The sequence below is a fragment of the Shimazuella alba genome (genome assembly GCF_009831235.1).
Classification (GTDB): domain Bacteria; phylum Bacillota; class Bacilli; order Thermoactinomycetales; family Thermoactinomycetaceae; genus Shimazuella; species Shimazuella alba.
The window spans coordinates 32,290-46,494 of record NZ_WUUL01000015.1 but is presented as its reverse complement, the minus strand read 5'-3'; the positions used below and the strand labels follow the sequence as shown (position 1 = coordinate 46,494).

Annotated in this window: 13 protein-coding genes; 10 read left to right on the top strand and 3 right to left on the bottom strand. The window is 38.2% G+C overall.

The window, feature by feature from the left end; translation table 11 throughout:
- Positions 1-13: 13 nt before the first annotated feature.
- The 9 genes from GSM42_RS17725 to GSM42_RS17685 all read left to right on the top strand — a co-directional run bounded on the left by GSM42_RS17725 (position 14) and on the right by GSM42_RS17685 (position 10,278).
- Positions 14-898: a conjugal transfer protein gene (locus GSM42_RS17725; protein WP_160802879.1), complete on the top strand. Its 885-nt coding sequence runs from the start codon at positions 14-16 to the stop codon at positions 896-898.
- Between the two features lie 4 nt (positions 899-902).
- On the top strand, positions 903-1,160 hold the full coding sequence (locus GSM42_RS17720; RefSeq protein WP_160802878.1) for a hypothetical protein: 258 nt from the start codon (positions 903-905) through the stop codon (positions 1,158-1,160).
- Positions 1,157-1,558, top strand: a complete 402-nt coding sequence (locus tag GSM42_RS17715) for a TcpE family conjugal transfer membrane protein (protein WP_160802877.1) — start codon at positions 1,157-1,159, stop codon at positions 1,556-1,558. Before GSM42_RS17720 ends, GSM42_RS17715 begins: the two co-directional genes overlap by 4 nt.
- Positions 1,555-4,035: an ATP-binding protein gene (locus tag GSM42_RS17710; RefSeq protein WP_160802876.1), complete on the top strand. Its 2,481-nt coding sequence runs from the start codon at positions 1,555-1,557 to the stop codon at positions 4,033-4,035. Before GSM42_RS17715 ends, GSM42_RS17710 begins: the two co-directional genes overlap by 4 nt.
- Before the next feature lie 20 nt (positions 4,036-4,055).
- A complete protein-coding gene (locus tag GSM42_RS17705) occupies positions 4,056-5,588 on the top strand; it encodes a CD3337/EF1877 family mobilome membrane protein (protein WP_160802875.1) in 1,533 nt (510 codons plus the stop codon).
- A gap of 11 nt (positions 5,589-5,599) precedes the next feature.
- Complete coding sequence (locus GSM42_RS17700) at positions 5,600-8,194, top strand: ATP-binding protein (RefSeq protein ID WP_160802874.1); 2,595 nt, start codon at positions 5,600-5,602, stop codon at positions 8,192-8,194.
- 33 nt (positions 8,195-8,227) lie between these two features.
- On the top strand, positions 8,228-8,521 hold the full coding sequence (locus GSM42_RS17695) for a hypothetical protein (RefSeq protein ID WP_160802873.1): 294 nt from the start codon (positions 8,228-8,230) through the stop codon (positions 8,519-8,521).
- Positions 8,522-8,643: 122 nt separating this feature from the next.
- On the top strand, positions 8,644-9,708 hold the full coding sequence (locus tag GSM42_RS17690; RefSeq protein WP_338055333.1) for a type III polyketide synthase: 1,065 nt from the start codon (positions 8,644-8,646) through the stop codon (positions 9,706-9,708).
- A gap of 3 nt (positions 9,709-9,711) precedes the next feature.
- The gene (locus tag GSM42_RS17685; protein WP_160802871.1) at positions 9,712-10,278 is read left to right on the top strand and encodes an isoprenylcysteine carboxyl methyltransferase family protein; all 567 of its coding nucleotides are present in this window, start codon (positions 9,712-9,714) and stop codon (positions 10,276-10,278) included.
- Between the two features lie 2 nt (positions 10,279-10,280).
- On the opposite strand, the gene GSM42_RS17680 is transcribed toward GSM42_RS17685, so the two are convergent.
- The gene (locus GSM42_RS17680; protein ID WP_160802870.1) at positions 10,281-10,763 is read right to left on the bottom strand and encodes a dihydrofolate reductase; all 483 of its coding nucleotides are present in this window, start codon (positions 10,761-10,763) and stop codon (positions 10,281-10,283) included.
- The gene (locus GSM42_RS17675; RefSeq protein WP_160802869.1) at positions 10,760-11,554 is read right to left on the bottom strand and encodes a thymidylate synthase; all 795 of its coding nucleotides are present in this window, start codon (positions 11,552-11,554) and stop codon (positions 10,760-10,762) included. Before GSM42_RS17675 ends, GSM42_RS17680 begins: the two co-directional genes overlap by 4 nt.
- A gap of 155 nt (positions 11,555-11,709) precedes the next feature.
- On the opposite strand from GSM42_RS17675, the gene yunB reads away from it, so the two are divergent.
- Positions 11,710-12,378 carry a sporulation protein YunB gene (gene yunB, locus GSM42_RS17670; protein ID WP_160802868.1) on the top strand — a complete coding sequence of 223 codons (669 nt, stop codon included), beginning with the start codon at positions 11,710-11,712 and terminating at the stop codon, positions 12,376-12,378.
- 24 nt (positions 12,379-12,402) lie between these two features.
- On the opposite strand, the gene GSM42_RS17665 is transcribed toward yunB, so the two are convergent.
- Positions 12,403-14,166 (bottom strand): menaquinone biosynthesis decarboxylase, encoded by a 1,764-nt coding sequence (locus GSM42_RS17665; RefSeq protein ID WP_160802867.1) that lies wholly within the window; start codon positions 14,164-14,166, stop codon positions 12,403-12,405.
- Positions 14,167-14,205: the final 39 nt, after the last annotated feature.

The window sequence follows — 14,205 nt, the reverse complement described above, 5'->3', positions numbered from 1 at the left end:
AGAATTTTCATCCATGAAACGTTTAAGCAAACAGAGGATGACTCGTACATTGTTTTGGGGGTTGCTAGTATATACTGCTCTGAGTTCGACCATTGCTTGGTCTATTCAGTTTGGTCTCATACCAATAGAGCCAAGGAGAGTACAAGCAACAGACGAGCAAAAAGCTCCCGTTAATAATACAAAAGAACTTGCTTTTGCCGAACAGTTTACCAAGGAATACTTCTTCTGGACCCTTGGAAAAGAAGAGAGTCGAAAGCAACGACTACAATCTTTCTTGATTAGCAGCATTGATTCACAAGCTGGATTGAATATGAAAACAACGAAATATAATTCGTATACTCAAAATATAAACGCATGGCAAGTTAAAGATCGTGGCGACGGTGTAAAGGAAGTCACTGTATATGCGGAAACCATATTGACAAATACAACAAATCAGTCAGATCAAAAAAGAGTGGATCGTTATCTTGTTGTTCCGATCAAACAAGCTGGTGACTCATTTCGAGTTGTTGATTTTCCTTATCTCATTCCACCTCCTGTTGCTCGGGATATTGCAGCAAAAGAGCCTGTCACTAGTGGAAGTCCAGTTTCTGGAGAAATTGCCAATCAAGCGGAAAATTTTATGCAAACATTCTGGAAGGTGTATACGAACGGTGAACCGCAAGAGATTGCTTATTATTTCAAAAATAAACAAGCTTCTGCTGGGTTAACGTCGATTCAGAGCTTTGTCAGTATGGATGGTTTGTCTGTCTCCCAAGTCGATGATACCTATATTGTTAATTGTGACGTTACGTTAGAAGATGTACAGACAGGAGTACAGCTGGTAAGTCACTATGTATTTACGTTAGTGAAAGAAACAGATCGTTGGTATGTTATATCCATGAAACAAGGAGAGATATAAAGGTATGAATACCCTAATATGGTTGGCTGCTCAGGGGCCCGGTAAGAAATTAGAAGAATCATTAGGCAATGAGATTGGTGCTATTTTTATGCTTATTGTTATATTTGTCAGTGTAACTCTTTTTTGGAAAAGAGCATTTACAGCTTTTTTAGGATTTGTTCTCTTTGCAATGCTGGTGAGCGTGTTTGTATTTAGACCTGATTTTGTAACACAGTTAGGAGAAAATGGATTCCAATGGCTATTTGAGGCTTATCTAAAATGAAACATATCCGGATATACAACCAAGTATTTCGCATAGAGAAGACTGTCTATAATATACAAGGAATTCCTTTGCCGATTCCTGTTTCTTATCGGCAATTGGCTTTTTTTGTAGGGGCACTATTCGTCATGTTGCTTTTAAATACGTTACCAATTCTCAGTTGGTTTGGTAATTACTATCTCTTAAAATTTGTAGGGATTCCCATTCTGGTTTCATGGTTTTTTACACGTAAAACTTTGGATGGTAAAGCACCTCATCGTTTTCTTTTTCGTTATTTTGAACATCTATTATCTCATCATCATTTTGCTCGTTATCAAAAATTAGAGAAGACACCTAACGAAAAGTACCAATATGAAGGTGAAGTTTCTTTTCGTTTTGACAGTGGAGGTGACAATATTTGAGCACCTTTCCTTTTCCGCTTAAATATTTTGAAAAAAATATTGTTTTTGCCCAAGATGGAACAGTTACAGCCTATTATGAACTTGCAGGCTATACCTATGATTACCTCAAAGTTGATGACAAACTTAGCCTCCATGGGAAATTGGAGGCTTTTTATTGGAATATGAATGTGGATATTCATTCGTTAATGATTCCCGTCTCGCAGGATTTAGAAGAGAAAAAACTATTCATGAAACAATCGTTGGCATCGAATCTCCTCCAAGCTGGGGAGGATCATATTCAAGCGAGTGTCAATCATCTGAAAGAAAAAGAATTAAACCAATATCGATTTTTTATTGGCATAAAATTAAAAGAAACGCAAGTATCTGGACTATCTCTGTTAAAAGAAATGTCATATGCATGGAAAGATTTTAGAAGATATCTCCTAAATAGTTCCGGAACAGATTATCCAGAGATTTTAGAAGAGGAAATGTTAGCATATCAGATTCAGGAGGAAACTATTTTTTCTCGTTTAAATGGTTTTTTGTCTGTACAAAGATTAAAAACAAGTGAGCTGGAATGGCTGATACGCAGAGGGTTTTATCGAGGAATAGGTGATCCACCCGGCAGATACCAATGGAAACCAAAAGCAATTCCTGTCGAAGTGAAAGGGAAGAAAGCCATTCGACCAACCCGCGATATTTTGACGCTGACAGAAGGACGTTTTGATGGATCCGGTGGTCGGCAATTGGTAGTAGAGCAATTTGTATCTGGAAAGCCGCGTCTTGGTTATATGGCATTTCTGACGATCTCTCATATTCCAGACAAAGCTCCGTTTCCTGGTACAGAATGGCTTTATTCACTCGGAAAATTACCATTTCCTGTTGAGGCTTCTGTCAGAACAGAGACGATTGAATATCGAAAAGCACTCTCTCAAGTTCAAAACAAGAAAAAAGAGTTAAAAGCAGAAGATGAACATGCGACGGAAAGTGGAGAAGCTACCTCTTTTCATATATTAAATAGTAGGCAAGAAGCATTGGAGCTTGAAAATAATCTGCGTGTAGATAAATTTCCACTACTGACAACATCAATTGTTTTATGCGTTTCTGCTAAAAGCAAAGATGAATTGCAACTTCGTATCCAATTAGTAAAAGATCTGTACAGTGAGATGCTGGTGCAAATCGAAATACCTTATGGTGATCAGTGGCGTGGGTTTAATGAATTTTTACCTGGGAGTAAACGTTATATAACGGATTATATTCATCATATGGACCCAACAGCAGCTGCAGCAAGTATGTTAGGAGCCGTAAGACAATTGGGAGATAACCAAGGATTTTTTATTGGGATGTCTAAAAACTTACCGGTCTTTTTTGAACATGATCGTGGACCAAAAGATAAAAAATTAAGCACTACAGCTTCTGCTGCTTTTATTGGTTCCTTAGGTGCAGGGAAGTCATTAGGAGCCAATCTATTAGCATATCAAGCCTTACTAAAAGGTTCAAAAGTACTCATTTTCGATCCAAAAGATGAGAGAGCACACTGGCCCGATGTGTTACCTGAACTAGCTCCTATCACAAACACGATTACCCTTCGTTCTGGCGAAGCGGATCGTGGAAAATTGGATCCACTTATGGGTGCAAAAACACAATCAGACAAATTTGCTGCGGCAGAGACGGCAAAGCGAATACTTCAATTTTTAGCACGTGCAGCTGATGGTACTTACGAAGCGATTGTGTTAGGAAAAGTAGTGGACCAAGTAATCAAAGCAGATAATCCCTCCATGACTATGGTATTAGAAGTTTTGATAGAAGGTGTACAGAAATTACCTGAGAAAAGACAAGATAGTTTAGAAGAAATCATTGATGTGCTCGGTTATCTGGCTACCTCGGGTCAAGGACAACTTTTATTTGGTGATGGTACCCAAGAAGCAATCGATCTGTCGAAACCATTGACCATATTACAAATTGAAGATTTACAATTACCAGAAGAGAGTCAGACGGATTTCGGTAGAATGGGAATTGCTTTGTTAATGGCCATCTCTGATTTTTCCCGTCGTTTCTCTAATCAATCTTCTGATCAATTTAAGATGGTGTTATTTGATGAGTCATGGCGATTAGCGAAAGTACGTGAAGGACGGACTATTTTAGAAGAATTAGTAAGAACAGGGAGAAGTAAAAACGCAGCGATCTACCTGATTAGTCAAAATGCAAAAGATATGTTAGGAGAAGAGATTCGCTCTAACTTAGGTTGTCGATTTGTCTTCCGTTGTCGCGATAACAAAGAAGCAGAAGCAGCATGTCATATCCTCGGTATTGAAGCAAATGAGAGCAACATCCAAAAAGTGAGAAATCTTCCAACAGGTACATGCTTGATGTCTGATCTTGAAAAACGAGTGAATGAATTGGAGATTTGCATCATGGAAGATAGACTTCTACAAGCTTTTGATACCAGACCCGGATCGAAAAAGCTACATATCGAGACAAAGACGATGAAAGTATAACCTATGGGTGGAGAGATGTTATGAAAAAAATAAACAAGTGGTTGGCGATAGGTTTCCTCGTTTGCTTCCTATGGTTAACCATGCAAGGTAGAGTTAGCGCAGAAACCGCTGCCCCTCCTAATCAGACGGGTTACAATTTTATGTTCGATACCCTTGTTCATTTTCCAGAAGAGCGAGTCGAACAAGCAAAACAAAAAAGATACGAAGTGAAGTATACCAAATACAAACCAAGTCGTTACTACTTAGAAATTCAATTCCCGGATCATGATAGTTGGGATCTCAACAGTAACTTTTATGATTCAGGTTATGCGTTAATCCATTCGTTTATCGTAAATTCTGTTTGGCAGCTGCTGTTGATTTGGGATTTCTTGGTTATTTCTGGAGTGGAAAGCGGATTTTCATTGGATATTGTCGATATTTTTGCAGATAAAGTAGATGCGATTATTCAAAAGTTTGTTGGATTTAACGGATCTGAGATTGGCAATACAGGCATCTGGGGAAATTTCATCACATTTGTCATTTTGCTGGCAGGTGCTTGGATTGCATACAAAGGCTTGTATAAACGGGATACATCAAGTGCATGGACAGGAATTATATCCACCATCTTCATCTTGATGGCCTCACTCGCCTTTTTCAATAACTCCAGTGGTGTGATGCATTATCTAAATGATATCAGTAGTGGGATTAGTCAAGAGATCATGGGTGTTGGTTTGCAGGCTGATATGGTTAGTACTAATCAAGTTGAAGAAGATTCAGAGAAAAATGAGAAGCTTTCAATCAAAGGAATTAATACCAAAGTTGATGCAAGCCAGTATTCCTCTCAAGTTTCATCCTTTGTAGTAGCCGATAAAATGTACGATATGCTCATTTACGAACCTTATCTCATGTTACAGTACGGTATGACATCAGGTGATCCCAAATTAACTCCTGAGAGAATAGGACGTATTTTAAATAACAAACCTGGAAGTGAAGCACGTATACAAGCAGTGAATGAAGAACGGGTAGGAAATACATCGCTTGGGTATGAGCCAAATGTGATGGTTACCAGTTTGGGTGTGTTTCAAAGACTTACCCTGCTCGGACTGCTTGTTGTGTCTCATCTCATATTAGGAGCAGTATTTTTATTTGTTGCAGGAGCTATTTTGGTCTACCAATTTATTTTTGTCATTTTTGCCCTTTTTGCCCCATTTGCGCTTTTAATGGCACTATATCCGGCGTGGTCAGGTTTAGCGATGGATTGGACCAAAAAGTTCATTGGATATCAGATATTAAAGATAGTAGTTGGTGTTTTACTCAGCATGATTTTAACGTTATCACAAATTTTGTATAACTTAACACCACCAGAAGATTATGGTTATGCTTGGACGATTATTATGCAATTGATCCTGACTGTTGGTATTATTTGGAAAAGAAATGAGCTTATAGGCATTGTGAATGGATCGTTAGGTAAATTTACACAGTATACGGATAATTCGAAAGATATTTCGAAACAGTTTAGTAAATATTTACAGAATGCAACAACTCGAATTGAGAAGATAAGATTTCCAAGATAGGTGGGGGAAAAATGAGTTGGTTAAAGATGCCAAAAGGTGGTCCTGATGATTTGGCAAAAATACCTTGGTATTTCTTGTATGTTGTTTTAGGAATAGCTTTTCTCTTTCTCCTTGCGAAAATCTGGGAGTTTTTGCAGCCGAGATTGGAAGGGAAATCACCAGATACATCTGAAGCAGTGGACACGGTTAATGATACAGTAGCATCATCCGGTAACTACATTTTATCGTGGTTGCCAACCGTGATCGCGATTCTTATATGTATACCGTTGTTGTATATCGCTATTCGCTGGCTGATGATTATGTACTATCGTCGACAAGCAGTTAAAGGAGTGCGTTATCTTCGGATCTTGCCGTCCGACAATATTGAGCTGGAAATCGATAAAATCACCATGATGACGCGTACGTTTGGTGGTATGATCAGGCATTTAACAAGACGAATACGGTTTGGTAATCCATGGTTCCGCATTCGTTTTGCTATCCCGGCAGGCTCTAATGAGATAGGTATCTATATGTCTTATCCAAAAGATAAAGGGAACAGTGTCTTTGATACGATTAAAAGTGTGTACCCTTCCGCAGAAATACATGAGATCACCAAAGACCAGTTTCCAGAAGCAGAAAATGGTGGATCAGGGGGGATCTTCACTTTTCAGTTAGGAAAGAGAAAAGGACTGCCATTAGCTTCATTGGAACAGAAAAAAGAAAGTCCAATCGGAAATATTTTAAACTCATTAAGACCTGGGACATATCTCGATTTGCAATTTTCGCCAGTTAGTTGGTCGCAGCTAGAAGATCGATCAGAAGATGTAATGGATAGCTTTAAAGATAAAAAGATTTCCGAAATGGAGCCGGAGGAAAAAGCCCGTAGAATCAGCTTAATGAAAAGACTTACAGGTCGTGAGCTCTCGTTTAAAGTAAGACTTAGCCTGTGGTCGAATCATGAGAATTCGGTTTCTATTGTTCGATCTAGCGCAAATGCGATTGAAACTGCGATGAATTATGATGGAGCTATTCGATTTTGGCCTCAAAAATGGTGGAATCCGATAAAAGATCAAAATCCGATCCCATATCCCTATCCTTCAACCTTTATGGTGTGGGATGGAAATGAATTAGCTAATTTGTTCCATTTGCCTCCCTCCTCCCATTGGATCTATAAGGAACCAGAAAAAACGGATAAAAATAGTCGCGGGTATTTAATGCATTTGGTAAACGATCAACGAACACTTGAAGATAATGAACTAAATGAGGGGATTTTAATCGGTGTTGCCAAACATCCTTTGCACACAAGAGAAGTGAGAGTGAGTCATAATCAACTCACCAAACATTTTCTTCTATCTGGTACAAGTGGAATGGGCAGATCTAGTGCTTCAACGCAGATCATACAATCTATGATTGATGATTGGCTAAAAGATCCAGATAGTCATCCTGGATTTACCATTTTAGATCCAGCACGTGAAATTATTGCTATTATTGAAAACCGCTTACGTTTCTTAGAGGAAAGTGGAGAAAAAATTCCAAAAGATAAGATTCACCATTTTAATCTTTCCAGTGATACATCGCATGTGGTTGGTCTTAACTTATTGGCAAACCCAAATAATAACCCAATCGATCAGATTGCAGAGCAAATCGCAGAAGTATTGTTGCATAAGCACGGAAAAAGTGAGTCTCTTACTAGAATGAAACGATTGCTTACACTTGCTGTTCATAGCCTGATGGAGCATGATGAGCATCATACGGTTTTATGTGTTGATGAATTTTTCCGTGATCCAGCATTTCGAGCGCAGATTGTGCAAAAAGGAAAAGACCCTTATGTGAAACGATTCTGGACAAAATTAGATCAACAGGAACTCAAGAAGGAAGTAGAAGGGATATTAAATCATATTGATCCATTGCTTCAAGATCCTACGATGCGCAGGATGTATCTTCAAAAAGAGATGACGCTCGATATCATGAAATATATGGATGAAGGTCATTTGGTATTTATTGATCTTGATGGGATGAAAGATCACGAATTAAAAGTTACGGTTGGTCAATTGGTCAATCATTATTATCAAGCTGCGATCAAACGTCCAGTTGGATCTAAGTTTCATCTTATGATGATCGAAGAAGCCCATATGATTCAGATTCCTTTATTTACAGAGATTTTCTTGAGTGATACAAAATGTGATCTGGGATTAGGTCTGATCACAAGAGAGATTGATCAATTTAACAATGAGGAACTAGTGCAAGCAATGAAAGGCAACATTGGAATGGTTATCAGTTGTGCTCAGTTGGAAGGTGCAGATGAAATTGAAGAACTTACTCGTAAACACATAAAAGCATCTTTTGTTGAAAAATTAGCGGAACGCACAGCAGCAGTGTACATTCAATCGAAGAAAAACCAACGTAAAACGGTTACTACTTGTGTTGTCTCTAATCTTCCTCCATCGGTATTCCTACCAGATGGAAGTACAGCAAATTACAAAACGAATGAAAGAATAGAAGCGTTCCAATGGGGATTGGATTGGGGTATGAAAAGAATGATTGAATCAGGTGAAGCTAGAGAGGTAGAAGAATTAGACGAAGAGATCTCTCATTACATGGAGCAACAACGACAAGAACTAACATAGCATATCGTCTATGTTTGAATGGGGGGAGAAAAGGTGTTCAAAACGCTCCGTGGGTTTTCCCGTTCGGTCTTACCTTTTATTGAGATCATCATTCTTAGCTTTGTTGCAGGAATTGCGCTAGGCAACTCTGGAACAGCAGTAGTTACCTTTCTATTGTTAATCGTGATCGTTTATATTTGGCCTACCGCTGTTCGTTCGATTGCTTGGGGAGTTATCACCATCTTTATATTGAATAACTTAATACCAAATCAGTCAATTTACTTTCAAATACTAGTAGGTGTGATTATTGGTGGTTTGCGATATCTTGTTATAAGATTTACCAGATAAAACGGCTTGAAAGTTTGTACCTATCAGATATATGTATCAGAAACAAAAGTCTATCTTCGGATAGGCTATTTTTTTATAAAGAAATGGATAAGCTAGGAAAAAAGCAAAAGGGGTTCATTGTAGTGTCCAAAATTGTTGCAGTTGGAACAGCAGTGCCGCCATATGTTTTGTCTCAATCAGACGCGAAAACATTTGCTCAACAACTATTTCCTATCTCTTATCCTCAAACAGAAAAATTAATGAATATCTTTGACAACACTGCCATTGATAAACGATACATTAGTTGCGAAGTTGATTGGTTTCGTAATGAGCATACATTTACACAAAGAAACCAAATATATGTAGAGACGGCATGTAAACTTGCCGAAGATGCAGTAAGGTCATGTTTAGAACAAGCAAATATCAATCAAAAAGACATTGATCATATTTTTTTCGTTTCTACAACAGGACTTGCTACTCCTAGTATAGATGCGTACTTAATAAACCAACTGGGAATGAGAAAACATATTAAGCGCACTCCTATTTGGGGACTAGGCTGTGCAGGTGGTGTAGCAGGTCTTTCAAGAGCTTATGAGTATACCAAAGCATTTCCTGATTCTCGAGTGCTATTTGTCGCAGTCGAATTATGCAGCTTAACTTTTCGTCCGCAGGATCTTACGAAAAGTAACTTTGTGGCGACTTCTTTATTTGGAGATGGTGCAGCGGCTGTTTTGATCGCAGGTGATGAAGTGAGCTTAACCGGCCATGCACCAAGCGTAATCGACAGCATGAGCACCATCTGGCCAAATTCGTTAGATGTAATGGGCTGGGAAGTAGTAGAAGACGGTTTGAAAGTTATTTTTTCACGTGATATTCCAAAAATCGTTCAACGGCAAGTGAAAGAAGTAGTGGATACTTTTTTGGACAGATGTAAACTAACTATCGATCAAATTGATTATATGGTTTCGCATCCTGGAGGGGTAAAGGTTTTAGAAGCATATGAATCTGCGTTAAAAGTTTCAAAGGGGAAATTCTCATTTGCTTATGATATTTTACAGAAGTTTGGCAACATGTCATCTGTGACAGTGCTCTTTGTTTTACAACAAGTATTACAAACTGAGCCTACGAGAGGATATGGATTGATGACCGCTCTAGGACCAGGTTTTAGTTCAGAGTTATTGCTTTTAAATTGGAATAAAGGAGGATAGAAGATGTCATCTTGGATGATTCTCTTATGGTGGATTGTAGTGGTGCAAAGAATTGCAGAACTAGCTATTTCAAAACAAAATAGTAATTGGATGGCAAGTCAAGGTGGTTATGAAGTTGGTCAAGAACATTACAAGTTGATTCTTTTTATTCATACACTACTTTTTGTAGGAATTTGGGCAGAAGTACTGTTTTTTCGCGCAAAACCCCCAACATGGGCTTGGGCACCTTTTCTTCTGTTTGGAATAACACAAGTATTACGTTATTGGTGCATTAAATCATTAGGGAAGTATTGGAATACTCGCATCTGGGTCGTTCCGGGGCATAAGCCAAAAGTGGAAGGTCCATATCAATATTTGAGACATCCTAATTATGTTGTAGTAGCAATTGAGTTGCTTGTTTTTCCAGTCATATTTGGAGCATATTTAACAGCTGCTATGGTCACATTTATGAATACCCTGACAATGGTATTGATTCGAATTCCGATGGAAGAATATGCACTAAAAGATGCTACTGATTATGAAGAAGAAATGGGAGAAAAGCGACGTTTTCTCCCGAATTGGGATCGATGATCCTAAAATTTTGCGGATGCCTTTTGGTAATGATAAAAAGTATGGGGGTAGACATTTTTTTCATTTTCTATCCCTTTTTCTTGTGTAAGCAAACGATACTTTTCTTCATCCCATTCGGGGAAATAAGTATCCCCTCTGAATGCATGGTGAATTACCGTGATGTATAAGTGATCTGCATATGGTAGAAATTGTTTATAGACGGAAGCTCCCCCGATTATGATGACTTCCTCTCGTTGCAAAATGTCTTCTAAATGATGTACTACTTCTACCTGATCTGCATGGAATGTTCTAGAATGTGTCAGTACGATATTTTTTCGATTTGGCAATGGTCTTCCGATGGATTCATAGGTTGATCTGCCCATTGCGATTGTTTTTCCAGTTGTAATGGTTTTAAAATGTTTCAGATCATTTGGAAGATACCACGGTAATTCATTTTGATAACCGATTACTCGATTTTCATCGTATGCAACGATTAAAGAAATCATACAGATACTTCTCCTTTAATATGAGGGTGTGCTTCATAGTTAATGATGGATATATCCTCATATTTAAAATCAAATATGGAACTTATTTCTGGATTTAATTTGATTTTAGGAAGGGGAAAAGGTTTTCTCTTCAATTGTTCTTTTACTTGCTCCAAATGATTTAGGTAAATATGTGCATCTCCTAAAGTATGAACAAAATCTCCTACTCCAAGTCCAGTAACTTGAGCAACCATATGAGTGAGCAAAGCATAACTAGCAATGTTAAATGGAACACCTAAAAAAGTGTCTGCACTGCGTTGATAGAGTTGGCAAGATAGCTTTCCATCCGAAACATAAAATTGAAAGAGTAGATGGCAGGGAGGAAGCGCCATTTTGTCTAGTTCTCCTGGATTCCATGCGCTCACAATTAATCTTCTAGAGGTTGGATTTTTTTTTATTTCATCAATAACCCAACTGATTTGATCGATTGACTTTCCGTTTGTACTGGGAAAAGAACGCCATTGTTTTCCATAGACAGGCCCAAGCTCCCCCTGTTCATCGGCCCATTCATTCCAGATGGATACTTGATTGTCTACTAAATATTTAATATTGGTTTCTCCACGTAAAAACCACAATAGTTCGTAAATGATAGATCGCAGATGTACTTTTTTTGTTGTAATAAGTGGAAATCCCTGTTCAAGTGAAAATCGCATCTGATGTCCAAATACACTAATTGTACCTGTACCTGTACGATCCTCTCTCTTTTCTCCATTTTCTAATATATGTTGCAGTAAATCTAAATACTGTTTCATATTTATCCCCCTAACATGCCATACTTTTGTACTTCCATGAATAAGCTGTTTAAAACAAAAAACAATGTATCGTCAAACTACTTTACTAGTTTCAGCTTTCTTTGTGTTTGTGTCAATTCCTTTTCTTAGGAAGGATGTTTAGGGGTGAGTTATTCATGTTTCGCTATCGCATGAGAAAAAAATCAAAAATATATATCGTTTGTTTTTGTGTTTTTGCTCTTCTTTTTGTGTCTATTTGGCTGGTTGATCGCAATGTACACCCAATTCTAGTACAGATTGCTAAGACAGAAGCAAAACGTTTGGCACAAGAGGCAATTGTCGAAGGTATTGAAGAACAAGTGAAAATGGGTAATCAGCTAAATCAAGTAATGAGTATTCAGAAAGATGATCAAGGAAATATTTCGTTTATACAAATAAATCCGCAGGTGCAAGCAAAGATTTATCAAAATACTACTAATAAAATTCAAGAGTCGCTGAAGCATCTGAAAGATAAACCAATTGAAATCAGCTTAGGGCAAGCACTTGATAGTAATATATTTGCTAATTATGGGCCTCCGCTATCCGTCAATTTATGGCCGAAAGGAACCGTGAAAGTGAGTCTCGTTCCAAAGTTAGAATCACAAGGTATCAATATGGTGATGGTTACCCTCATAGCAAAAATAAAAACAGAAATGGACTTGATTATACCCTTTACAGAAGAACTATTACATGTAGAGGTAGATTATCCAATAGCACAAGCTCTAGTGGTGGGGAAAGTTCCCAACTATTATTTTTATAATGATCAAGGCACTGTAAAACAAATGCCAGTTCCTCCTGTAAAATAAAAAAGTGCTAGTTGAGCACTTTTTCTAAGTAATATTATATTCTTTCCATCGGGAATCAACCGTATTTTTAACTTTTGGATCAACTTCAAGTTCATCCGGATAATCTGGTTTCATTCTTGCATCCACAATAATAGGAAACTCATAACTAGGGCTGTGTTGAACAAGTTTCATTTTTGCATAGATATCATAAGCGGGATCAAAGCGTGTGAAAATGGTCCATAAGAAGGATGTTTGATCCTCTACCGCTTTTTTATCATCTACTAAAAAGACGAATGGCCAATTTTTTAGCTGATCTGCATGAGATTCTAACAATTCTTCTGCAAGATGGGGATTTAATGCAAAGCTTTTTTTCGCCTCTAAAACTAAGACTCCTGGGATATAAGAAACAATATGGGATATACCATGGAGTGCTGTACCTTCATAACCACGAGGAAGCTCTCTTTTTTGCTCTCCAATTCCAAGTAAAATAGCTTTGCTACCATGATTTAACCTACGACCTGTGTAATCCAGTGTATCCATAGATGTATTGCCTAAAATCAAAAGATCGCATGCCGGGTCAAAACGCTCTAAGATAGCAGTGAATAGAGCTGGGAAGTTTTCTAGGCTTACAGCCTGATCGGTAATCATTAAAAATTTGGTGAGCGTTAGTTGGCCTTCGCCTAATATACGGAATGCATGTGCCAAAGCCTCGCGTCTATAGCTTTCTCGAACACGAGCAGCAGCTAATGCATGAAATCCAGTTTCGGCATATGTCCATAACTCTTTTACACCTGGCATCACCATAGGAAACGCAGGAGATAGTAATTTTTGTAAAAATTCTCCTAAGAAATAATCTTCTTGTCGAGGTTTCCCAACTATCGTAGCAGGGTAGATCGCATCTTTTCGATGATAAATTTGATTCACTTGAAAGATAGGAAATGGATGTGCTAATGAGTAGTATCCATAGTGATCGCCAAAGGGTCCTTCCATCTTTCTGTCATGAGGTGCTACTGTTCCTTTTAATAAAAATTCTGCTTCTGATACGATGTGATAACCTGTTTCCTCATCTGTTACAACTGGTAGTTTGTTACCAAGGATCAAAGAAGTAAGTAGCAACTCTGGTAAAACTTCAGGTGCTGGTGCTATTGCGGATGCAATAAGTGCAGGTGGACCTCCTAAGAAGACATGCACAGGAAGTGGATTATTTGCTTTTTCTGCTTCATGGTAATGAAAACCGCCGCCTTTGTGAATTTGCCAGTGCATCCCTGTAGTCGAAGCATCGAATATTTGCATGCGGTACATGCCTAAATTATGTTGATGTGTGACGGGATGCTGGGTATAAACAAGTGGAAGCGTAACAAAGGGACCACCGTCTTCTTGCCAAGAAGTGAGGGCAGGGAGTTTTGTCAAATCGACTTTCGCTTGTTTTGTTTCTAATACAGGTGCTTTTTCGGGCTTAATGGAACGAAATCCAACTTTCATCAGTTCTCGAAGCCATTTTTTTTCTCCCCAGAGAGCACCTAAGGTTGGTGGCATTAATCGATGAACTAACTGTACTGCTTCTTTCATCAATTGTTCTGGTCTTGGACCAAAGGCTAATTCCACTCGTCTGCTTGTCCCGAATAAATTCGTAACTACTGGAAATTCACTTCCCTTTACATTGGTAAAGAGAAGTGCAGGTCCACCTTCATCTATAACTCTGCGATGAATTTCAGCGAGTTCTAAATAGGGGTCCACAGGGGCGGAAATGGTATGTAATTCACCCTCTTGGCGAAGTTGCTTTAGAAAAGACCGTAAATTAAGATGCATATAATTGTAATCTCCTATATGATAGTTTTAAAAAACTAT